Origin of the sequence: Demequina lignilytica (assembly GCF_030418305.1) — a bacterium.
Lineage (GTDB): Bacteria > Actinomycetota > Actinomycetes > Actinomycetales > Demequinaceae > Demequina > Demequina lignilytica.
On sequence record NZ_JAUHPX010000010.1, the window covers coordinates 25,291 to 45,511 of the forward strand.

The 20,221-nt window shown below is 72.8% G+C and carries 17 protein-coding genes; 8 read left to right on the forward strand and 9 right to left on the reverse strand.

The window, feature by feature from the left end; all coding sequences use genetic code 11:
* Positions 1-4: 4 nt before the first annotated feature.
* Genes QQX10_RS13125 through QQX10_RS13135 form a run of 3 tightly spaced genes read right to left on the reverse strand, consistent with a single transcriptional unit; the run spans position 5 to position 3,113 of the window.
* Positions 5-976 carry a fumarylacetoacetate hydrolase family protein gene (locus tag QQX10_RS13125; protein ID WP_301121838.1) on the reverse strand — a complete coding sequence of 324 codons (972 nt, stop codon included), beginning with the start codon at positions 974-976 and terminating at the stop codon, positions 5-7.
* Complete coding sequence (locus QQX10_RS13130) at positions 973-2,103, reverse strand: FAD-dependent monooxygenase (RefSeq protein WP_301121836.1); 1,131 nt, start codon at positions 2,101-2,103, stop codon at positions 973-975. The genes QQX10_RS13125 and QQX10_RS13130 overlap by 4 nt, the downstream gene beginning before the upstream one ends.
* Before the next feature lie 23 nt (positions 2,104-2,126).
* Positions 2,127-3,113 (reverse strand): cyclase family protein, encoded by a 987-nt coding sequence (locus tag QQX10_RS13135; protein ID WP_301121834.1) that lies wholly within the window; start codon positions 3,111-3,113, stop codon positions 2,127-2,129.
* Between the two features lie 123 nt (positions 3,114-3,236).
* Here QQX10_RS13135 and QQX10_RS13140 point away from each other — a divergent pair, with 123 nt between their 5' ends.
* On the forward strand, positions 3,237-4,175 hold the full coding sequence (locus QQX10_RS13140; RefSeq protein WP_301121832.1) for a LysR family transcriptional regulator: 939 nt from the start codon (positions 3,237-3,239) through the stop codon (positions 4,173-4,175).
* A gap of 109 nt (positions 4,176-4,284) precedes the next feature.
* Here QQX10_RS13140 and QQX10_RS13145 read toward each other — a convergent pair whose 3' ends face one another.
* On the reverse strand, positions 4,285-5,301 hold the full coding sequence (locus tag QQX10_RS13145; protein WP_301121830.1) for a VOC family protein: 1,017 nt from the start codon (positions 5,299-5,301) through the stop codon (positions 4,285-4,287).
* A gap of 277 nt (positions 5,302-5,578) precedes the next feature.
* Here QQX10_RS13145 and QQX10_RS13150 point away from each other — a divergent pair, with 277 nt between their 5' ends.
* Positions 5,579-6,754 carry an alpha/beta hydrolase family protein gene (locus tag QQX10_RS13150; RefSeq protein ID WP_301121828.1) on the forward strand — a complete coding sequence of 392 codons (1,176 nt, stop codon included), beginning with the start codon at positions 5,579-5,581 and terminating at the stop codon, positions 6,752-6,754.
* A gap of 33 nt (positions 6,755-6,787) precedes the next feature.
* Here the strand turns inward: QQX10_RS13150 and QQX10_RS13155 are convergent, their stop codons facing one another.
* On the reverse strand, positions 6,788-9,658 hold the full coding sequence (locus tag QQX10_RS13155) for an alpha-L-rhamnosidase (protein WP_301121826.1): 2,871 nt from the start codon (positions 9,656-9,658) through the stop codon (positions 6,788-6,790).
* 103 nt (positions 9,659-9,761) lie between these two features.
* Entirely contained in the window at positions 9,762-10,376 is a 615-nt protein-coding gene (locus QQX10_RS13160; protein WP_301121824.1) for a TetR/AcrR family transcriptional regulator, read from the reverse strand.
* Between the two features lie 114 nt (positions 10,377-10,490).
* On the opposite strand from QQX10_RS13160, the gene QQX10_RS13165 reads away from it, so the two are divergent.
* The 3 genes from QQX10_RS13165 to QQX10_RS13175 are packed head-to-tail and all read left to right on the forward strand — an operon-like array spanning position 10,491 to position 14,507.
* Complete coding sequence (locus QQX10_RS13165; protein ID WP_301121822.1) at positions 10,491-12,056, forward strand: ABC transporter substrate-binding protein; 1,566 nt, start codon at positions 10,491-10,493, stop codon at positions 12,054-12,056.
* Between the two features lie 40 nt (positions 12,057-12,096).
* Complete coding sequence (gene pgmB / locus QQX10_RS13170; RefSeq protein ID WP_301121820.1) at positions 12,097-12,789, forward strand: beta-phosphoglucomutase; 693 nt, start codon at positions 12,097-12,099, stop codon at positions 12,787-12,789.
* Complete coding sequence (locus QQX10_RS13175; RefSeq protein WP_301121818.1) at positions 12,786-14,507, forward strand: glycoside hydrolase family 3 protein; 1,722 nt, start codon at positions 12,786-12,788, stop codon at positions 14,505-14,507. Before pgmB ends, QQX10_RS13175 begins: the two co-directional genes overlap by 4 nt.
* 59 nt (positions 14,508-14,566) lie before the next feature.
* Here QQX10_RS13175 and QQX10_RS13180 read toward each other — a convergent pair whose 3' ends face one another.
* Both QQX10_RS13180 and QQX10_RS13185 read right to left on the reverse strand, forming a co-directional pair.
* A complete protein-coding gene (locus tag QQX10_RS13180; protein ID WP_301121816.1) occupies positions 14,567-15,772 on the reverse strand; it encodes a cytochrome P450 in 1,206 nt (401 codons plus the stop codon).
* A gap of 37 nt (positions 15,773-15,809) precedes the next feature.
* Positions 15,810-16,781, reverse strand: coding sequence for a PDR/VanB family oxidoreductase (locus tag QQX10_RS13185; RefSeq protein WP_301121814.1), 972 nt, complete (start codon positions 16,779-16,781; stop codon positions 15,810-15,812).
* A 125-nt stretch (positions 16,782-16,906) separates the two neighbouring features.
* On the opposite strand from QQX10_RS13185, the gene QQX10_RS13190 reads away from it, so the two are divergent.
* Positions 16,907-17,785: an IclR family transcriptional regulator gene (locus QQX10_RS13190; RefSeq protein ID WP_301121812.1), complete on the forward strand. Its 879-nt coding sequence runs from the start codon at positions 16,907-16,909 to the stop codon at positions 17,783-17,785.
* Between the two features lie 7 nt (positions 17,786-17,792).
* Here the strand turns inward: QQX10_RS13190 and QQX10_RS13195 are convergent, their stop codons facing one another.
* Positions 17,793-18,524, reverse strand: coding sequence for a patatin-like phospholipase family protein (locus QQX10_RS13195; RefSeq protein ID WP_301121810.1), 732 nt, complete (start codon positions 18,522-18,524; stop codon positions 17,793-17,795).
* Positions 18,525-18,575: 51 nt separating this feature from the next.
* Between QQX10_RS13195 and QQX10_RS13200 the strand changes: the two genes are divergently transcribed.
* Both QQX10_RS13200 and QQX10_RS13205 read left to right on the forward strand, forming a co-directional pair.
* A complete protein-coding gene (locus QQX10_RS13200) occupies positions 18,576-19,091 on the forward strand; it encodes a hypothetical protein (protein WP_301121808.1) in 516 nt (171 codons plus the stop codon).
* Positions 19,092-19,128: 37 nt separating this feature from the next.
* Positions 19,129-20,175 (forward strand): LacI family DNA-binding transcriptional regulator, encoded by a 1,047-nt coding sequence (locus QQX10_RS13205; protein ID WP_301121806.1) that lies wholly within the window; start codon positions 19,129-19,131, stop codon positions 20,173-20,175.
* The last annotated feature ends 46 nt before the right edge of the window (positions 20,176-20,221 follow it).

Below are 20,221 nucleotides of genomic sequence, written 5' to 3' on the forward strand. Positions count from 1 at the left end.
GAGATCACCGCGATCGCACGCGCGGACGCGTGCGGGCGGCGGGCAGGGCGACGGGTGCCTGCGGCGTCCCGACGGTCCCTCGGAGCTCGCCGATGCCCTCGACCCGGAGGACCACGGTGTCCCCCGGACGCAGCGGCTCCGGTGCGAGGCCGCCGGTGCGGCCCCAGAGCTCGGCCAGGCAGCCGCCGTTGCCGGCGGTGCCCGAGCCGAGCACGTCGCCCGGGACGATGCGAGAGTCCCGGGACGCGTAGGCGGCCAGCTCAGCGAAGGGCCAGCCCATGTTCGAGAGGAGGTCGTGGCCGATGCGCTCGCCGCGCACCCACGCCTCGACCTCGAGCGCGAGGAAGCCGTCGGCGTCCTCGTACGGCGTGAGCTCGTCCGCGGTGACGATCCAGGGGCCGAGCGAGGTGGCGAAGTCCTTGCCCTTGCACGGGCCGAGCCGCACCTTCATCTCGCGCCCCTGGACGTCGCGCGCGGACCAGTCGTTCATGATCGTGTAGCCGACGATGTGCCGCTTCGCGGTCTCCACGTCGAGGTCGCGGCCGTCCGAGCCGTCGACGCCTCCGATGACCGCTGCGACCTCGAGCTCGAAGTCGAGCCGCGCGCTCACCGGGGGACGCACGACGGCACCGTCGGCGCGGAGCGTGTGGGGGTTGGTGAAGTAGAACGTCGGCAGCTCGTACCACTCGGCGACCACCTCGCTCGCGCCGTCGATCGCCGCGGACACCCCCTCGACGTGCTCCTCGAAGGCCACGAAGTCGCGCACGCTGGGAGCGGCGACAGGCACCATGAGCTGGACCCCGGCGAGAGGCCGCGCACCGGCCGCGTCCGCCCAGCCGGCGACCTCCTCGAGCCGGTCGAGCCCGGCGGCGAGGGCGTCCGCGACCGTGCGCCCGGCGCCGAAGGGCACCGCCGCATCGTCCCGGATCACGCCTTCCTCGACGGTGCCGTCCGCGCTCCAGCGCGCGAGCCTCACGCCGGCACGCTCACCGTGCGTGCCACGGTCCCGACCAGGCCGGGGATGTCCGCGTCGCGGCGGCCCTCGAGCAGCCACTGACCCAGCTGGACCGAGGACCTGACCACCAGCGTGGCGCGCTCGACGCGGCGGTCGTGGAACTCGTCCCACATCGCCTGGTCGATGGGCCCGCGCAGGATCAGCTCGCCGAGCACCTCGGCGTCCTCGAGCGCCTGGGCGGCGCCCTGCGCGATGGTGGGAGGGCACGAGTGGGCGGCGTCGCCGATCACCACGGTCCGGCCGCGGTTCCAGGCACCCTCGATCACGTGCTCGGTGAACCAGGTGTAGTTGACGTGCGAGGCGGTCGAGAGATTCTCACGGATCGCGTTCCAGGGGCCGTCGTAGGCCATCGACTGGCCTCGCATGATCTCCACGGCCTGCTCGTCGGTCACGTCCGTGTGCTCCTGCGCGTCCTCGACCAGGAACGCGTACATCGAGTCCTCGCCGGTGGGCGTGTAGCCCGCGATGTACATGGGTCCGCCGTAGTACAGCTCGGTGTGGGCGACCTCGGCGGGCCGCGGCACGAACGCGCGCCAGATGCCCATGCCGGTGCGGCGGGGGTGCAGGTCGATGCCGATCGCGGCGCGGACCTTCGAGTGCAGGCCGTCGGCGCCGACCAGCAGGTCGTACGTGCCGGCGGGTGCGCCGTTGACCTCGACGTCCACATCGGTGTCGCGCGTGGTGCAGCCGGTCACCTCGGAGGAGTGGTGCAGCCGGGCGCCCGCGGCGACCGCGGCGTCCGTGAGGATGCGCGCGAGGTCGGGGCGGTACATGCCCATGCCGGCGGGGAAGTCGGGTCCGCCCATGCCGATCTCCGGCATGTCGGCCACGACGGGGGCGCCGGGTCCCGGGGCGCGCAGGGTCAGGCCGTTGAACGCGTAGCCCGCCTCCTGGATCCGGTCCCAGACCCCGAGGTGCCCGAACGCCCGCAGCGCGTTGCCCTGGAGCGTGATGCCGGAGCCGAGCGCGCTCACGCAGTCGGCCTTGTCGAACATGTCGACCTCCACCCCGCCGCGGGCGAGCTGGATGGCGAGCGCGGTGGCGGCGACTCCGCCTCCGGCGATGGCGACACGCGTCGTTGCGGTCATGATGGGGTCCCTTCCTTCCGGGGTTAGAGCAGGGCGATGGGGTTGACGGGGGAGCCGACCGCGCCGGTGATGCGCAGCGGCGCGGCGACCATGAGGAACTCGTAGCGCGACGATGCGGCGCACGCCTCGGCGAGCGTGTCCAGGTCCCACATCTCGCCGATCGTGAGGCCCATGTGGGGGATCACCACCTGGTGCAGCGGCTGGAACGCGGGCTCGAACTCGTTGGGCCTGACCTCGAAGCCCCAGGTGTCGGTGGCGATCGCGGCGATGTTGCGCGCGTGCAGCCAGGGCGCGGTGGTGAAGGACAGCCCGGGCGCGGCGCCGCCGGCGTAGTCGCCCCAGCCGTCGCGGCGCGCGCGGGTGAGCTGTCCGGTGCGGACGACGACGATGTCACCGGCGCCGACCGTGGAGGTGGGCCCCTGGGCGGCGATGCAGGAGTCGAGGTCGGCGGCGGAGATCGCGTAGCCGTCCTCGAGCTCGCCGGCGTCGGGGCGCAGGTGGCGGCCCAGGTCGAGCAGCACGCCGCGCCCGGTGATGAGCGAGGCGGCGTTCTCGATGCCGGTGACGCCGTCGCCGAGCGAGGTCACCACGTCGCCGGCGCGACGTCCGTTCCAGGCCGCGCCGTGGTCGAAGATGTGCCCGAGCCCGTCCCACTGCGTCGAGCACTGGAGCGGCATCGCGATCACGTCGTCCGCGCCGCCGATCCCGTGGGGGAAGCCCTGGACGCCGGCCTCGGCGTCGGTGCCGGTGTCGAGCATCGTGTGGACGGGGTTGGTCCGGCGCCGCCAGCCCTTCTGCGGGCCGTCCATGTCGAACGGCAGCGACAGCGAGATCGACTCCCCGGTGCGGACCAGCGCCGCGGCGCGCGCACGCGCCCGGTCGTCGATGAGGTTGAGGGTGCCCACCGCATCGTCCTCGCCCCAGCGGCCCCAGTTGCTGACCGCGCGGGCGGTCGCGGCGATCGCGGCCTCCGGATCGCGCGGATCGAAGCCTGCGGCCTGGACGAGCATGTCCCTCCCCGTGGACGCATCGTCGCGTCCGTGCCCCAGTCAATCGCGAGTCAGTGCATCAGCACAGACGAATCGACCGATGAGCGGTATCCGTGCCGCCGATACGGTGGCTAGGCTCGGCCCATGGACCTGCGCAACCTCGACATGAATCTCCTGCTGCCGCTCCACGCGCTGCTCGAGGAGCGCAGCGTGTCGCGGGCGGCGCAGCGCCTGAGCCTCAGCCAGCCGGCGCTCTCGGCCTCCCTCGCGAAGCTCCGCAGGCTGTTCGGCGACGACCTCCTGGTGCGCCACGGCAACACCTACGAGCTCAGTCCCCTCGCGGTCTCGCTGCGCGAGCGCACCTGGACGGCCGTGCAGACCATGGACCGCCTGTTCTCCGCGCAGGCCGAGTTCGACCCCGCGACCAGCACCCGTGACTTCCGGATCCTGGGCGCCGACTACGCCTTCCGCATCGCCGGCCGGGAGATCTCGCTCGCCGTCTCCGCGGCGGCCCCCCACGCGCGGCTCACGTTCGAGACCCTGGCCCGCGAGACCCTCGAGGGGGCGCCGGAGTCGCTGCGCGACTGCGACGGCATGATCCTGCCGCACGGCTTCATCGGCTCGGAGCGCTACCTCGACATCCTCGAGGACCGGTGGGTGGTGGTCGCGGCGCGCGCCAACCCGGAGCTGGGTGAGACTCTCACGACCGACGACCTGGCGTCGCGGCCGTGGGTGCTCGCGATGAACCGCACCACGTCGTACACCCCCGCCGTGCGGCAGATGCAGACGCTCGGCATCGAGCCGCGGGTCGCGGTGGTGACCCCGAGCTTCGCCACGCTTCCGGCGCTGGTGGCCGGTACCGACCGGATCGGGCTGCTGCAGGAGCGGCTCGCGCTGGCGGTGCAGGACCTGCACGACCTGCGGATCCTGGACTTCCCGGTGCCGATCGCGCCCATCAAGGACGCGTTCTGGTGGAACGCCCTCTACGACGCGGACCCCGGCCATCAGTGGCTGCGGTCCGTGCTCGCGCGGGTCGCGGAGGAGATGCGACTGCCCGGGGGCGTCGACGCCTCGGGCGCCTGAGCGCCCGCCGCGAGCGCCGCATCGTCCCGCCCGGGCGCACAGACGCCGACGGCGGCGCCCCGGGGCCGGAGGAGGTGGCCCGGGACGCCGCCGTCGACGCGTGTGCGGCTCAGCCGTTGCCCTGCTTGGCGTACGGGTTGAACAGCGCGTCCTTGATCTCGTCGGGCACGCCCTCCTCGGTGGCGGAGGGGCCGTCGGCGGCGGGGAACGACTCGGTCATCGACATGGGCATCTGCGAGTTCTTGTAGAAGTTGTTCGAGCCCAGCGACGGGGTCCAGGTCTGCGGCTCCCAGTCCGGCACGTAGTTGCGGTAGCCGCCCGTGTTGAGCTCGATGCGGAGGCTCGAGGGCTCGCGGTAGTAGAGGAAGTTCTGCTCGCCGATGCCGTGGATCGACGGGCCGTACTCGATCGGGACGCCGTTCTCGAGGAGCGAGTCGGCGGCCTGGAGCAGGTCCTCGCGGGTGTCGACCCAGAAGGCGTAGTGGTTCATGCGCCCGGCACGGGTCGAGCCGTCGAGCACCACGCCCAGGTCGTGCGACTTCTCGTTGGTGGTGATGACGGAGAACACGGAGATCGGGGCCTCGTCGAGCACGGTGCGCGCCATGATGCGGAAGCCCAGCACGTCGCGGTACCACTGCGCGAAGGCGTCCACGTCGGACGTCGCGATGGTGATGTGATCGAGCTGGCGCGGCGCGCCCAGGTGGCGGCTGCGGCGCTGCGGGCGGTCGGGGTAGGCGGACGCCTTGTCGCCGGTGGCCTTGTAGTGCTCCACGTCCCAGTGGAGCGTCATCGAGTGGCCCCACGGGCCGACGAACTCGAACGCCTTGCCGATCCGGTTGCCCTCGATCCAGGTGCCCTCGATGCCGGCCTCCTGGATGCGGCGGGCCGCCTCCTCGAGCGCCTCGGGGCTGGTGGTGCGCCACGCCATGGTGGACAGCGACGGCTCCGGGCCCGGGCGCAGCACCACCGAGTAGCGGTAGTAGTCGCCCCAGCAGCGCAGGTAGACGTCGTCGCCGATCCGGTCCACGACCTCGAGCCCGACGTGCTCCTCGTAGAACCTCACCGACGCCTCGACGTCGGGGCACGTGACGGCCACGTAGGACAGGTGCGACAGCAGAGAGATCATCGTTGACCCTTTCCGTTCCCTCCGGCGGCGTTGCCGGAACGACTCCCACTGTGGACGCGGCCGCCGATATCAGGGAAGCGGAATCTGGCGATGCCGCGCATCACTGCCGCTGATCCTGCGCCGTCCCCTCACCCCGTGCGGAGCGTCCGCGAGGGTGGAGGGGTGGCGGCGGGGTATCGGCGGGGTCGATGGTGGGCATCGTCAGAATCGACTGTGCGGATGGTTCGCCGCTCCCTAGGGTGGACGCGACGCAACGACGCGAGCGAGGTGGACCCCCATGTTCATGTACTTCCCGACCAACTACGTGTGGAGCATGGCGGCGGTCGCCTCGCTCAACTGCGGCGGGTACATCGACGAGGTCGACCGCGCGTGCAAGCCGGTCCTCGAGGCCTCGCGCAACGGCGACGACGTGGGCACCGACCTCCTGTACGCGTCCTGGGAGGCCGTCGCCGACCGCCTGATCGCGTCGGCTAAGGAGGACGTGCGGCTCGGACGCCGCATCAACGCGGGCGACAAGTACTACCGTGCCAGCCTGTACGTCTCCCAGGCGGAGCGCCTTCAGTCCCCGCAGTGGGAGGGGCGCAAGGCCGCGTATCAGAAGTCGATCGACCTGCTCCTGACGCACGTGGAGTTGTCCGGTGCGCCCTTTACCACCGTGGAGATCCCCTACGAGGGCGCGAGCCTGCCGGGCTACTTCTACGCCGCCGACCCGGCGGCGGTGCCGGCGGGCGCCAAGGCACCGGTGGTCATCCAGTGGAACGGGCTCGACTCGACCAAGGAGATGATGTACTACTCGCAGTTCCCCCAGATGCTCGCCCGGCGCGGCGTCTCGACGCTGATGGTCGACACCCCCGGATCCGGCGAGGCGCTGCGCATGCGCGGCCTGCAGGCCCGCTACGACACCGAGGCCTGGGCCGCCGCCTGCGTCGACTACCTCGAGACCAGGGACGATGTGGACCTCGCGAAGGTCGGCCTGGTGGGCTGGTCGCTGGGCGGCTACTACGCGCCGCGCGCCGCGGCGTTCGAGAAGCGCATCTCGCTGGTGGTCGCCTGGGGCGCGAACCACGACTGGGCGGCGGTCCAGCGCCGCCGTGTCGAGCGCGAGGGTGAGAACCCCGTGCCGCACTACTGGAAGCACGTGTTCTGGGTGTGGGGCGCCTCCGACCTGGACGACTTCATGGAGCGCACCAAGGACATGCACCTCGACGGGGTGGCCGAGCGGATCACGGTGCCGTTCCTCATCACGCATGGTGCCAACGACCGCCAGATCCCGGTGGCGATGGCGCACCGCAGCTACGAGCAGGCGGTCAACAGCCCCAAGCGCGAGCTGCGGATCTTCGACGAGCCCGAGGGCGGCACCGAGCACATCTCGATCGACCACATGGCCTATGTCGCCGCGTACATCTCCGACTGGGTCAGCGAGACGTTCGCGGAGCTCGGGTCGAAGGGCTGACGCCTCGGCGGATCCAGCCCTCCGACCCTCGGCTCACAGCCGCCAGTGGTCGGGACCGCAGGGCTCCAGGCCGCGCTGCACGTTGATCGCGTCGAGCTCGGCACCCATCGCGGCGACCTGCTCGGGCGAGCACATGGGCAGGCCCGTGCGGAGCGTCGTGTCCGCGCGCCAGCGGCCGTTGTCGATCCAGCCGAAGCCGATGAAGTAGCCCACGCGCCCGAACACGCCCTGCAGGCGACCGGTCACCTCGGGGTCCCAGGCCATGACGGACAGCGGGGTGTCCATGGTGAACGGCGCGGGCGCGGCCGGGGGCGCGTCCAGCGGGACGCTCCACTCGTGCGCGCCCGCGCCCACCCGCTGCTCGGGCATCCCGGGCAGGTCGACCACGGCCTCGGCGTTCGCCGGCACCGCGGCGGTCACGTGCATCGTCCCGTCCTCGAGACGCCAGGACACCTCGAAGCGCCCGTGGACCGACTCGAGCGCCGTCGAGGCGGAGGTGAGCGCGCCGCCGGGACGCGGCGCGATGCGCGCGACGCGGTAGCCGGGCTCGAGCGGGCTGAGGCCCGCGATGTCGCGGTGCATCCAGTCCGCGACGGCGCCCAGGGCGTAGTGGTTGAAGCTGGTCATCTCGCCCGGGTTGACGCTGCCGTCCGGCATCATCGAGTCCCAGCGCTCCCAGATGGTGGTCGCCCCCATGGTGACCGGGTACAGCCAGGAGGGGCAACCGGTCTCCGCGAGCAGGCGGTGCGCGACGTCGCGGTGACCGGTGGAGGCGAGCGCGTCGCACAGCAGCGGCGTGCCCACGAATCCCGTGCGGATCCGGAACGCGTGCGCCACCGTGAGCTCGGCGAGGCGGTCGCCGGCCTTCGCGAGGCGCGCGTCGCCGTCGAGCAGGCCGAACGTGATCACCAGGGCGTACGCGGTGGGGGCGTCGGACAGCACGCGACCCTCGGGCGTCACGTACGCGGCGAGGAAGGCCGCGCGGGTGCGGGCGGCCTCGGCGGCCCAGCGCTCAGCGTCCTCGGTCCGGCCCAGGACGGCGGCGGCGTCGGCCACCGCGGTGAGGGTCTTGTGCAGGTAGGCGCTCGCGACGATGTCCTGGTCGGTCTTCGCGGCCGCCGGGTTGTGCGGGGGAGCGGTCGGGTCGAGCCAGTCGCCGAACTGGAAGCCGCCGCGCCACAGGCCCTGCTCGTCCGTCACGGCCAGCACGGCCTCCGCCCACGCGGTCATGGACGCGTACTGCCGCTCGAGCAGCCCGGCATCGCCGAGGGCGAGGTGGAGGGCCGGCGGGACCAGCGTCGCGGCGTCCGACCAGGCGGCGGCCGGCAGCACCGGGCTGCGGTGGGCGGGGTTCGGCACGATCATCGGCACCACGCCCGCGTTGCGCGCCTGCTCGGCCTCGACGTCCTTGAGCCAGGAGCCGAGCATGCCGCCGCAGTCGTACAGGAAGGACGCGGTGGGCGCGAACACCTGGATGTCGCCGGTCCAGCCCAGGCGCTCGTCGCGCTGCGGGCAGTCGGTGGGCAGGGAGACGAAGTTGCCGCGCATGCCCCACACGACGTTCTGGTGGAGCTGGTTGAGCAGCGGGTCCGAGGACTCCCACCAGCCGGTGCGGCGCATGTCCGTGTGGATCACCACGGCCTCGACGGAGGCGAGCGCCTCGAGCGAGTCGATGCCCTCGATCTCCGCGTAGCGGAAGCCGTGGAAGGTGAAGCGGGGGGCGAAGTCGACCGTGCCCGAGCCGCCCACGACGACGGTGTCGACGTTGGCCGCGTGGCGCAGCGCGCGGATCGCGAGCTCGTCGTTCTCGAGCACCTCGGCGTGATGCAGCGTCACGACGGTGCCCTCGGGCGCCGTCGCGCGCACGTGCATCCAGCCCACGAGGTTCTGGCCGAAGTCGAGGCGGATCCGGCCGTTCTCGCGCATCTCGCTGGCGACGGGCGCCACCGTCTGGATCCGGCGCGCGGGCGGCGCCGCCGCGGGCTCGAGCCGCTCGCGAGGAGCGTCGACCACGACCACGGGCGCGGCGTCCGCGAATGCGGGGGCGCCGCCGACAATGCGTGTGAGGCCACCGTCGAGGCGGCGGTCGTCGCGGCGCTCGCCCTGGTAGATCGACGCCGAGGAGGTCGGGCCCGTGTAGGTCGCGAGCCAGGTCGCGTCCGTCCCGTGGGTGTCGACGGTGCCGTCGGCGTACTCGAGGCGCACCTGCATGAGCAGCGCGGTCGGACCCTCGTACGCGACGCGGAAGTCGCCGTCGAAGCCGAAGCGCTCGCGGTGCCAGCCCTCGGCGACCTCGGCGCCGACCAGGTTGTCGCCCTCGACCATCAGCGCGGTGACGTCGGTGGTCTGGAGCAGCAGGCGGTCCTCGTAGGAAGTCCAGCCCGGCGCGAGCACCTCGTCGGTGGCGACGGTGCCGTTGACGACGGGCTCGTAGACACCCAGCGCCGTCGCCGTGAGCACCGCCCGTGAGAGGCCGTCGCGCACCTGCACCACTCCGGCCGCGCGCAGGGTCGGGCGGTCGCCCGCCAGGTCGGCGGGCTCCTCGGGCTGCTTCGCGGCGGTGATGAACGATGCGGTGACGTCGGCGGGTGCCAGCGGCCCGGTCAGGACGGGCACCGTCTCGCTCCACGCCGTCTCGTCGCCGCGGGTGGACCGCGCTCGGACGCGCAGCGCGGCTGCGGTGAACGGCGCGAGCGGGGGGAACGGCCAGGCCACCGCCGCGGAGTCGCGTCCCGTCACGGTCGCGATCGAGGCCGTGCCCGCGATGGTGAGCTCGAGGTCGGCCGACTCCTGGAGCCAGCCGTCGTGAGCGTCGGTCACGGTCCACGACACGGTCGGCCGGGGGGTGGAGCGGAAGGCGGGGGAGCCCCTCCCGTCGAGCCACAGCTCAGCGATGAGCGCCATCGGTACTCCTTGGAGTTGGGTGCTGAATGATTGTTCAGAATTGATGAGGAAAGTCTGCCATGAGGCGTCCGGCGGCCGGTGGGCCGCCGGTCCCGGCCCGAGGTCAGAGCGGGACGGACACCAGCTGCTGGATCGAGGTGCGGAGGTCGCCGACGGTGTCCACCCGATCGGGGTGGTAGAGCCACTGCAGCTGCAGCCCGTCGAGCACCGCCACCAGCGTACGGGCGGCGTGCCCCGGCTCGACCCCCGGCCGCAGGAGGTCCTGGTCGCGCAGCGCCAGGAGCGACACGTGCGCCTGCTCGATCAGCCAGTCGTATCGTCCCGCGAAGTAGGCGTGCGCCGGATGCCCGGCGGCCGTCGCCTCGGCGGCGAGCACCGAGTACAGCTGGATCATGCCTGGTTCCTCGACGTTGTCCCGCACCAGGTCCACGAATGCGCGGAGGTGGGCGATGCCGGCGGGCTGGCCCTCCGTCCGCCGCGTGAACCGCTCGCGGCTGCGCTGGTCGCGGAGGTCGAGCACCGCCTCCAGCAGGTCGATCTTGGAGCCGAAGTGGAACAGCACGCCGGCCTGGCTGATCCCGACCTTTGCCGCGATCGCGCGCAGCGAGCCGTTCTCATAGCCGTGCTCCGCGAACACGACCGCCGCGGCCTCGAGGATCTCGCTGCGACGACCGGCGGTCTTCGCGTACGAGCCGCGCGCGGCGGTGCCTGAGGTCATGCGCGCACCGTACCATCGGCGAAAACTAACCACCTATTCAGTATCTGTGCTACCGTCGGTGCCGCACCGGTTCCTGGAGGGGCCAGGGGACCCGAGACAGACAGAGGAACAACGATGTTTCGTACCGCCGCCGTGATCGCATGCGCCGCCGCCGGCGTCCTCACCCTCGCCGCCTGCTCCTCCGGCGCCGCCGCCGCCGTCGAGGTGCCGGCCATGCCGGCGGCCTCCGGGGGGTCCGACGCTCACGCCCCGCTGCTGCGCCTGGGCATGGTCGACGCGCCGGGCGAGGCCGGGTTCGTCGCCAGCCAGATGGCCTTCGCCACCAAGTCCGTCTACGGGCAGGCCGTCTACGACACGCTCGTGCGCGCGACCGCGGCCAACAAGCTCGAGGCGGGCCTCGCGACGGGGTGGGAGTACGACGAGACGAGCACGGTGCTGACCATGCGCCTGCGCACCGACGTGCGGTTCTCCGATGGGGCCCCGTTCACGGCCGACGCCGCGGTGCAGAACCTCCTGCGGTTCCGTGACGGAGGCTCGCAGAACGCCTACTGGCTCGCGTCGGTCGCCGATGTCGTGGCTCTCGACGAGTCGACCATCCAGCTCACGTTGAGCGCGCCCGACCCGGTGCTGCTGCTGCAGCTGTCGCGGTCCGCGGGCTACATGGAGTCGCCGGCGTCGTTCGAGGACCCGGCGCCTGTCGGCACGGGCCCCTACCTGCTCGACGCGGAGGCCTCGGTCGCCGACGAGACGTACGTCTACGTGGCCAACCCCGAGTACTGGGCGCCCGAGTTCCAGCACTACGACCGGATCGAGATGTCGGTCTTCGAGGAGCCCGAGCCGTTGATGGCCGCGTTCCTGGAGAACCGCCTCGACGCCGGGCTTTACAACGGCTACTACGGCTTCGAGCAGATCGAGGGGGCCGGCTACACCGCCAACGACTTCATGCTCGACTGGACCGGCCTGCTGCTGTACGACCGCGCCGGCGAGGTCAACCCGGCGCTGGCCGACGTGAACGTGCGGCGCGCGATCAACTTCGCATTCGACCGGGAGGGCATGCTCGCGACGCTCAACGGTGGCCGGGGCGAGGTCACCACCCAGATCTTCGGCATCCACACCGACGGCTACAACGGCGCGCTCGACACCGTCTACGACTACAACCCCGAGAAGGCGCGCGACCTGCTGGTCAAGGCCGGCTACCCGGAGGGCTTCGAACTCGAGATGCCCTCGGTCTCGTGGATCCCCGCCGCCGTCTTCGAGTCGATGGCGGCCCAGCTGGCCGACATCGGCATCACGGTGGTCTACACCGACGAGCCGGACTACATCGCGGCGATCACGCAGCCCCGGTACGCCGCGGTGTCCTTCCAGCTCGAGCAGCCCGCCACGCCGTGGGAGACCTACGTCAACGCGCTGTTCCCGGGCGTGGCCGAGGCGGGCATCGGTCCCGCGCCGTGGAACCCGTTCGGCTCGACCGACCCGTTCATCGAGCGGATCGTCGCCAAGTTCCAGGCTGGCGACCCCGGCGCCGCCAAGGAGCTGAACAACTACATGGTGGATCAGGCGTGGTTCGCGCCGTTCTACCGCAACCTCTCGGTGTTCTACACGGGCGACTCGACCGCGGCGACGCTCCAGGTCGGCAACGCGTACCCGGCGCTGTGGAACATCGTCCCGACGGGCGCCTGACCGGCCCGCCCGCGCCCACCCGTACGACGGAAGGACCCTCATGACCGCCCATGCCGCCCTGTTCGACCTCGACGGGGTGATCGTCGACACCGCGGTGCATCACTTCGCCGCCTGGCGGGAGACCGCCGCCGAGCTCGGCTTCGCCCTCGCCGACCAGGACGAGGAGCTCCTCAAGGGCGTCGGCCGCATGGACGCGCTCCGGATCGTGCTCGGGATCGGCGGGGTCGAGGTCGACGACGCGACCGCCGAGCGGCTCGCGGCGGAGAAGAACGCCCGGTACGTCGAGGCGATCGCGTCGATCACGCCCGCCGACATGCTCCCCGGCGCCCTGGACTGCCTCGAGGCGCTGCGCGCCCAGGGTGTCCGCACGGCGCTCGGCTCGGCGAGCCGCAACGCCCCGATGATCCTCGACGGTCTGGGGATCCGCGACCTGTTCGACGCCGTCATCGACGGCTCCGTCGTCACCGAGGCCAAGCCCCACCCGCGGGTGTTCCTCGCGGGGGCGGAGGCCCTCGGCGTCGCGCCCGCGGACTGCGTGGTCTTCGAGGACGCCATCGCCGGCGTGCGGGCCGCCAAGGCCGGCGGCATGCTGGCGGTAGGCATCGGCGACCCCGCGGTGCTCACCGAGGCGGACGCCGTCATCCCCGGACTCCACGCCGTCGACGCGCTCGCGTCGCACGGCATCACCTTCGCGGGCGCGCCCGCCCCTGCCACCGAGGAGATCTCCGCATGACCACCCCGACCCGGGTCCGGCTCGACGCCGCACCGTTCCACCTGGACGCCGCGGCGCAGGAGTGGGTGACGTCCACCCTCGCGGGCCTCACGACCGAGCAGAAGGTGGGACAGCTGTTCTGCCTGCTCGGCATGCCCGGCACCACCGAGCAGATCGACGCGGAGCTCGCCGTCGCCGAGCCCGGCGGCTACATGCGCCGCCCGTCGCTCAGCACGGAGATCATCGAGCTCAACCGCTACATCCAGGACCGCTTCACCGTGCCCGCGCTGATCGCGGCGAACCTCGAGGCGGGCGCCTCCGGTGCCGCGTTCGACCAGACGTCGATGGGCTCGCCGATGCAGGCGGCCGCCACCGACGACGAGACCTGGGCCCACCGGATGGGCGAGGTCTGCGCGGTGCAGGGTCGCGCGATGGGCGTCAACTGGGCGTTCTCGCCGATCATCGACATCCAGACCGACCCGCGCAACCCGATCGTGCTCAACCGCGGCTTCGGCGCGGATCCGGAGCGCGTCCGCCGGATGGGTGTCGAGTTCGTCAAGGGGCTCCAGGAGAACGGCGTCGCCGCCTCGGTCAAGCACTGGCCCGGCGACGGCGTCGACGACCGGGACCAGCACCTGGTCACCACCGTCAACTCCCTGAGCACCGAGGAATGGGACGCCACGTTCGGCGAGGTCTACCGGGCCGTCATCGACGCGGGTGCGCTCACCGTGATGGCCGCGCACATCTCCCTGCCCGCGTACTCCCGCGCGCTGCGTCCTGGCATCGCCGATGAGGACATCCTGCCCGCGTCGCTCGCGCCCGAGATCACCACGGACCTGCTGCGTGACCGGCTCGGCTTCAACGGCCTGGTGGTCACCGACGCGACGCTGATGGCGGGCATGCAGATGTCGATGCCGCGCGCCCAGGCGGTTCCCCAGTCGATCGCCGCCGGCTGCGACATGTTCCTGTTCACCGACGGGTACGCCGAGGACTTCGCGCACATGCTGGCCGGTCTCGAGGCGGGCGTCATCACCGCCGAGCGCCTCGACGAGGCCGTGACCCGCGTGCTCGCGCTCAAGGCCGCGCTGGGCCTCCACGCGGCGACGGCCGAGGAGCTCACCCCCGGGCTCGAGGGCGTGAACCGCGGGATGCACGAGGGCTGGGCCGCCGAGCAGGCCGATGCGGCCGTCACCCTGGTGAAGGACAAGGAGGAGGGGCTGCTCCCGCTGTCGCCGGCGCGCACCCCCCGGGTGCTGGTGTACTCGCTGCGCGGCGGTGCGATGCCGTCGACCCGGCCCGCCGAGGCCCTGGTGGACGCGCTCGCCCGCCGCGGCTTCGAGGTCACCCTCCACGAGGACCCGCCGCGCGAGGCCACCATGTTCGGCGCGGTCGGCCGCGACGGCGCCATCGTGGGCGACGCGCTCACGGGTGCCTTCGACCTGGTGATTTACGTGGCCGACGTGCCGCCCACCTCGAACCATCCGACGGCCCGCCTCGAGTGGACCTTCTGGACGGCGGCCAACCTCCCGCGCTTCACGCACGAGGTCCCCACCATCGTCGTCTCGGTCGCGAACCCGTTCCACCTGCAGGACGTGCCCCGCGTGAAGACGTACATCAACGCGTACGCGGGCAACCCCGCGACGCTCGAGGCCGTCGCCGCGAAGCTCACGGGCGAGAGCGAGTTCCGCGGCATCGACCCGGTCGACCCGTTCATGGGCTACTGGGACGCGCGCCTGTAGCCGCGCATCGTCCCGCCGCTCCGGCTCGTCCCGCTCAGGCGGGACGAGCCGGACGCGTCTCAGGCGAGCGTCACCTCGACCGGCACGCTCTCGAAGCCGCGCAGGGTGTTGTTCGGGTGGTGGACCACCGGCCCGGTGAGGTCGATGCGTGCGACCCGCTCGAGCAGCGCGCCCAGCACCGCGGTCGCCTCCAGGCGCGCCACGTGCTGGCCCACGCACTGGTGGATCCCCATGCCGAAGCCGACGTGCCCCGACGGGTCGCGGTCCAGGTCGAACGCGTCGGGATGCTCCCAGCGGCGCGGGTCGCGGTTCGCCGCGCCCAGGAACATCAGCACCTTGCGGTCGGCCGGCAGCGTGATGCCTGCGATGGTGGTCGGCACCTTGGTGGTGCGGAAGAAGGTCTGCACCGGTGACGCCAGGCGCACGGCCTCCTCGAAGGCGCGGGGCAGGAGCTCGGGATGCGCCCGCAGCCGCTCCCACGCGCCCGGCGTGGTCGCCACGGCGTGCACCACGGCGGCGATCCCGGTCACGGTGGTGTCGACCCCCGCCGTGAGCAGGGAGCGGACCATCAGCGGCGCCTGCTCGGGCGTGATGTCGCCGTGGTCGGACGCCTCCCAGATCTGGCACCCGAACCCGCCGTCGGCGAGGTTCTCGCGGCGGCACTGCTCGCCGATCCACTCGATGGTCGGGCCGATGGTGGGCGCGGCCTTCGCGACCAGGCCCTCCTGAGGGCCGAACGCGTTGAACGCGAAGTCGCCGTAGGGCAGGAGGTTCTCGCGCCCGTCGGGTCCGAGCCCGACGGCGTCGGGGAACACACGCAGGGGGAACACCTCGGCGAGAGCGGTCACGGCGTCGAAGGCCGTGCCGCGGGCGAGCACCTCGTCCACCAGCGTGTGCGCGTCCGCCCGCCAGCGCTCCTCGAGCGCGCGCAGGCTGCGCGGCGAGAGGATCTCCTGCAGCACGTGCCGCGGGGCGTCATGCTTCGGCGGGTCGGCCTCGAGCAGCACGCTCGGCGGCCGCCACGGCTTCTCGTGGTTGAAGTTCGACAGCCCGACGCCCGCGGCGGACTGCAGCGACTGCCAGTCGGTGAGCGCGCGGTGCACGTCCGCGTAGCGCCCGATCGCGTGGACGTCGTGGCGCTCGAGGTGGACCACCGGCGCCATCTCGCGCAGCTCGGTGACGAACGGCCAGGGGTCGGCGAGGAACTCGGGGGAGAAGGGGTCGACGTCCGAGGTCGGGATCGTGGTGTCGATGGCGGCGGTCATGGGATTCCTCCGGAGGGACGATGCGGGGGCAGGGGGATCAGACGTCGAGGACCAGGCGGGAGTCGAGGCAGCGGCTCACGCAGGGGAGCAGGCAGGTGCCCTCCGCACGGGTCCGCTCGTCGAGGACCGAGTCACGGTGGTCGGGGCGTCCGTCGACCACGTCGGTCTCGCAGGTGCCGCACACGCCCTGCGCGCAGGAGGTGATGACGTCGACGCCGACCCGGCGGAGCGCGTCCACCACCGTCTCGTGCTCGCCGACCGTGGCGGCGGCGCCGGAGCGGGCCGCGATCACCTCGAAGGCGCGGGAGGGGCGGTCGTCGAGCCGGGCCACGAACCGCTCGACGCGGGGGGCGTGCTCGAGGGCGGGCGCCCAGGCCTCGACCGCGTCCAGGAGCCGCTCCGGGCCGCACGCGTAGACGCGCACCGCGGGGTCCGTGGGGATCCACGCGTCGAGGTCGGCGCGGCCGTCCGTATCCTTGCAGTGCACGGTGATCCGGCCGGAGTGGCGCGCGAGCTCGCGGAGGTACGCCAGGTGGGCGTGGCTGCGGCCCAGGTAGAGGAGGTGCCAGTCCGTCCCGAGCAGCTCGGCCTGCTCGATCATCGGGATCAGCGGCGTGATGCCGATGCCGCCGGCGACGAAGAGCTGGCGCGCGGACGGAGCCATCCGGAAGTTGTTGCGCGGTCCGGCGAACGTGAGGGTGTCGCCCTCGCTGACGTGCTCGTGGATGTACCGGGATCCGCCGCGTCCCGCGGGGTCGAGCAGCACGGCGATGGTGTACGTGTGCGCGTCCCAGCGGTCGCCGCAGAGCGAGTACTGGCGGCTGCGACCATCGGGCAGCACCAGGTCGATGTGGGCGCCGGGAGCCCAGTCGGGCAGCCGTCCGCCGTCGGGTCGGCGGAGCACCAGCTCCACCACGTCGTCGGCGACCTGGTGGCGGCGCGCCACGGTGACGGTGCGGACGCCGGCCTGGGCCGGGGCCTCGGGAGCGAGGGGTTCTGCGGTGAGCACGTGGCCTCCTTGCCGGTGCGCGATCGTCGTTGATCGACTCCGACGGTAGGCCGCGCATCGTCCCTCCCGGGAGCGATCCTTCCATTCAACGGAAGGTCGGGTACGGTGGGGCCGGGAGGCACGCGATGGCGCGAGGTTCGGCGGGGAGGTCCGCGCTCAGCAGGCACCTGCGCGTCCTGGGAGCCTTCGGGCCCCTCACGGGCGATCTCACGCTCAGCGAGATCGCCGCCGCGGCGGCGCTGCCCTTGTCCACCGCGCATCGTCTGGTCGCCGAGCTCGCCGAGGAGGGCCTGCTCGAGCCGGTCGGTGACCGGCGCTACCGGCCCGGTCTGCGGCTGTGGGAGCTGGCGACCCGGACGCCCGGCGCGGCGGGCCTGCGGGAGCTCGCCCGGCCCTGGATGGGCGTGGTGCATGCGCGGCTGCGCCAGCACATCCAGCTGGGCGTGCTCAGCGGGCACGACGTGCTCTTCATCGAGCGCCTCTCCGCGCCCGACGCCGTGGTGAACGCCACGCTGATCGGCGCGCGTATCGCGTTGCCCCTCAGCTCGAGCGGCCTGGTGCTGCTCGCTCACGCGCCGGAGGCGCTGCTCGACGAGGTCGCGGCGGGGCACTGGTCGCGGCCCACGGCGCGCGCGATCGCGGACGCGCGCGAGCTGCGCGCCCGGGTGGCCGACGCGCGGCGCGACGGCTACGCGGTGCTCGACGGCGCGATCCACGAGGCCTCCCGCGGCATCGCGGTGCCCGTGATCGACTCGACCGGGCGGGTGCACGCGGCGCTCGGCGCGGTGGTGCCCATCGATGAGACGCCGGTGCGTCCCGCGATCGAGCTGCTCACCGTGGCCGCGGCGGGGATCGCGCGCTCGCTCGAGGCGACCGCTGGTGGAGCCGCCGCCCGGCCCGGACGCCCGCTGCGCCCGCTGCTCGCGACCTCGCGCGCGACGCTCGCCTACTTCGAGGAGCTCGGCGTCGACACCGTGCTCGAGCTGCGGGCCCACGACGACTGAGCGCCGCTCACTCCTCCAGCGCCGCCTCGGTCGCCGCGCGCCCGGCCTCCACCACGCGGTCGAGGTCCTTGGTCTGCCACCACTGGCGGCCGCGGAGGTTCGGCGCGATCGCCAGCACGTCGGGCCGGGCCTCCAGCGCACGCAGCGCGGCCGCGCTCGAGTAGCCCGGGACGTCCCACTCGGGCGCGACCCTGACCGCGATCACGGGGGACGCGCCCATGTCGAGGGCGGCCTGGAGCGGCACGTTGGCGATCAGCCCGCCGTCGGCGAGCCGGCGGCCGTCGATGCGGACCGGCCGGAACACCCCCGGGACGGAGATGGAGGCGCGCAGGGCGTCGATCAGCGAGCCGCGGTCGAACACCCGCGCCGTGCGCGACGCGAGATCCGTCGCGACCGCGACGAACGGCATCGGCATGTCCTCGATCGCGACGTCCCCGCCGATCAGGCCGGTGACCGACGCGCGCAGCGCCTCCGCGTCGAGCAGCCCCGCGCCCGGGCGGCGCGGCACGCGCGCCACGTCGGTCCAGCGGATGCCGAGCAGCAGCTCCTCGAGCCGGTGCGGGTCGATCCCCATCGCGTAGGCGGCGCCGACGAGCGCGCCCGACGAGGTACCCGCGATGTAGGCAGGGGTGATGCCACGCTCCTGAAGCACCTGCAGGACGCCGATGTGCGCCCCGCCGAGCGTGCCGCCGCCGCCCAGGGCCAGCCCCAGGGCGGGCGCGTCCCTCAGGTCGATCACGAGCCCACTGTAGGCGCGGAAGGCGCGTGACCGCCCCGTACGCTGGTCGCCATGCCGCAGCCCCCTCAGCCCGCCGAGAAGCCCGTCGAGCCGCCGCGCGCGTGGTGGCCCGTCGCGGTGGCCGCGGGCGTCGCCCTGCTGGTGGTGATCGGCGCGGTGGTCGTGTCGAACCTGCGGCAGGGCTACAGCGCGGGTCAGGCCGATGCGGTGAGGGCCTGCGAGGACGCCTACGGGGCGCAGGCGGCCTCGGGCGAGGCCCAGCCGACCATCCAGGCCGGCGACGTCTACTCGGCCGCCGACTGGCGCGACTACTACGGCCTCCTGCGCCAGCAGGGTGCGCTCGACAGCCCGGTCGCCGACCTTCCTGACGACCAGGTCGCCGCGCTCGACGACGCGGCGGACGCCCTCGCCGCGGAGGCTCGCGACCACGTCACGGTGGTGTGGTGGCTGTCGAGCGAGGAGCACCTCGTGTGCGAGGTCGACGTCGAGGGCGACCGCGCGGTAGCCGACTCGGTGGCACTGCACCCGCTCGAGGCGCCCGAGGTGTCCGAGACCGCGGGCGAGTAGCGGGGTCGGGGCGCGTCCGGCGCCCTAGAGTGTGATCGTGGACGAGCGGGCGAGCGGCCGCCGCACCGGGGCGGCACGGTCGAGCATGGCGGACGTCGCCGCGCGCGCCGGCGTGTCCAAGGGCACGGTGTCGCACGTGCTCAACCACCCGGAGCGGGTGGCCCCCGAGACCCGGGAGCGCGTCGAGCGGGCGATCCGCGAGCTGAGCTTCATCCCGCACGGCATGGCGCGATCGCTCGCGGTCGGCACCTCGCCGGCGGTGGGGCTGGTGCTCTCGGACGTGGCGAACTCCCTGTTCCGGGAGATCGCGCGAGGCGTCGAGACGGTGGTCGACGAGCGCCAGGCCTTCGTGCTGCTGACCAACACCTACACGGACCTTGCGAAGGAGCGCCGCTACCTCGCGATGTTCGAGTCCATGCAGACGCTCGGCACGATCGTCGCGATCAACAACGACCGTCACTTCCGGAGCCTGGTCGAGCATCACCGCGGGGAACGGCCGCTGGTCTTCGTCGACTTCCACGGGGACGGCGTCGATCGGTGCTCGGTCCACGCGAACAACGTCGAGGGCGGCGCGCTCGCGGCGCGGCACCTGGTGGAGATCGGGCGCCGCCGCCTGGCCGTGGTCGCGGCCCCGCGTGAGCTTCAGCCCGTCGACGAGCGTCTCGAGGGGTTCGAGGACGCGCTCGCGGGCACCGGCGCGTCGATCGTGGCGCGCGCCGAGGTCGACGGCGTGCGCCGGTCCGACGGCTGGCTGGTCGGCCAGGAGTGGCGGTCGCGTATCGAGGCGGGCGAGATCGACGGGATCTTCGCGATGGCGGACCTGGTCGCCGCGGGTCTCGCCCAGGCCCTCACCGCCGGCTCCTCCCTGCGGATCCCCGAGGACGTCGCGCTGATCGGGTACGACGACAACCAGGAGGCGTGGGACAGCCCCACCCCGCTCACCACCGTCCGGCAGCCCGGCGCGGCGATGGGCGAGGAGGCGGCGACCATGCTCTTCGAGGAGGCTGAGGACCCACGTCACCGTCATCGAGCGGTGGGCATGGCGCCCAGCCTCGTGGTGCGCGCCAGCACCGTCGGCGCCTGATCGGACGCCGGGACGACGAAGGCCCGCCGCGAGCGAATACGCTGGT

Excerpts from the sequence above, each read along its gene's own strand:
- QQX10_RS13130 (WP_301121836.1), bottom strand. The coding sequence starts at position 2,103 with ATGACCGCAACGACGCGTGTCGCCATCGCCGGAGGCGGAGTCGCCGCC.
- QQX10_RS13135 (WP_301121834.1), bottom strand. The coding sequence starts at position 3,113 with ATGCTCGTCCAGGCCGCAGGCTTCGATCCGCGCGATCCGGAGGCCGCG.
- QQX10_RS13140 (WP_301121832.1), top strand. The coding sequence starts at position 3,237 with ATGGACCTGCGCAACCTCGACATGAATCTCCTGCTGCCGCTCCACGCG.
- QQX10_RS13145 (WP_301121830.1), bottom strand. The coding sequence starts at position 5,301 with ATGATCTCTCTGCTGTCGCACCTGTCCTACGTGGCCGTCACGTGCCCC.
- QQX10_RS13150 (WP_301121828.1), top strand. The coding sequence starts at position 5,579 with ATGTTCATGTACTTCCCGACCAACTACGTGTGGAGCATGGCGGCGGTC.
- QQX10_RS13155 (WP_301121826.1), bottom strand. The coding sequence starts at position 9,658 with ATGGCGCTCATCGCTGAGCTGTGGCTCGACGGGAGGGGCTCCCCCGCC.
- QQX10_RS13160 (WP_301121824.1), bottom strand. The coding sequence starts at position 10,376 with ATGACCTCAGGCACCGCCGCGCGCGGCTCGTACGCGAAGACCGCCGGT.
- QQX10_RS13165 (WP_301121822.1), top strand. The coding sequence starts at position 10,491 with ATGTTTCGTACCGCCGCCGTGATCGCATGCGCCGCCGCCGGCGTCCTC.
- pgmB (WP_301121820.1), top strand. The coding sequence starts at position 12,097 with ATGACCGCCCATGCCGCCCTGTTCGACCTCGACGGGGTGATCGTCGAC.
- QQX10_RS13175 (WP_301121818.1), top strand. The coding sequence starts at position 12,786 with ATGACCACCCCGACCCGGGTCCGGCTCGACGCCGCACCGTTCCACCTG.
- QQX10_RS13180 (WP_301121816.1), bottom strand. The coding sequence starts at position 15,772 with ATGACCGCCGCCATCGACACCACGATCCCGACCTCGGACGTCGACCCC.
- QQX10_RS13190 (WP_301121812.1), top strand. The coding sequence starts at position 16,907 with ATGGCGCGAGGTTCGGCGGGGAGGTCCGCGCTCAGCAGGCACCTGCGC.
- QQX10_RS13200 (WP_301121808.1), top strand. The coding sequence starts at position 18,576 with ATGCCGCAGCCCCCTCAGCCCGCCGAGAAGCCCGTCGAGCCGCCGCGC.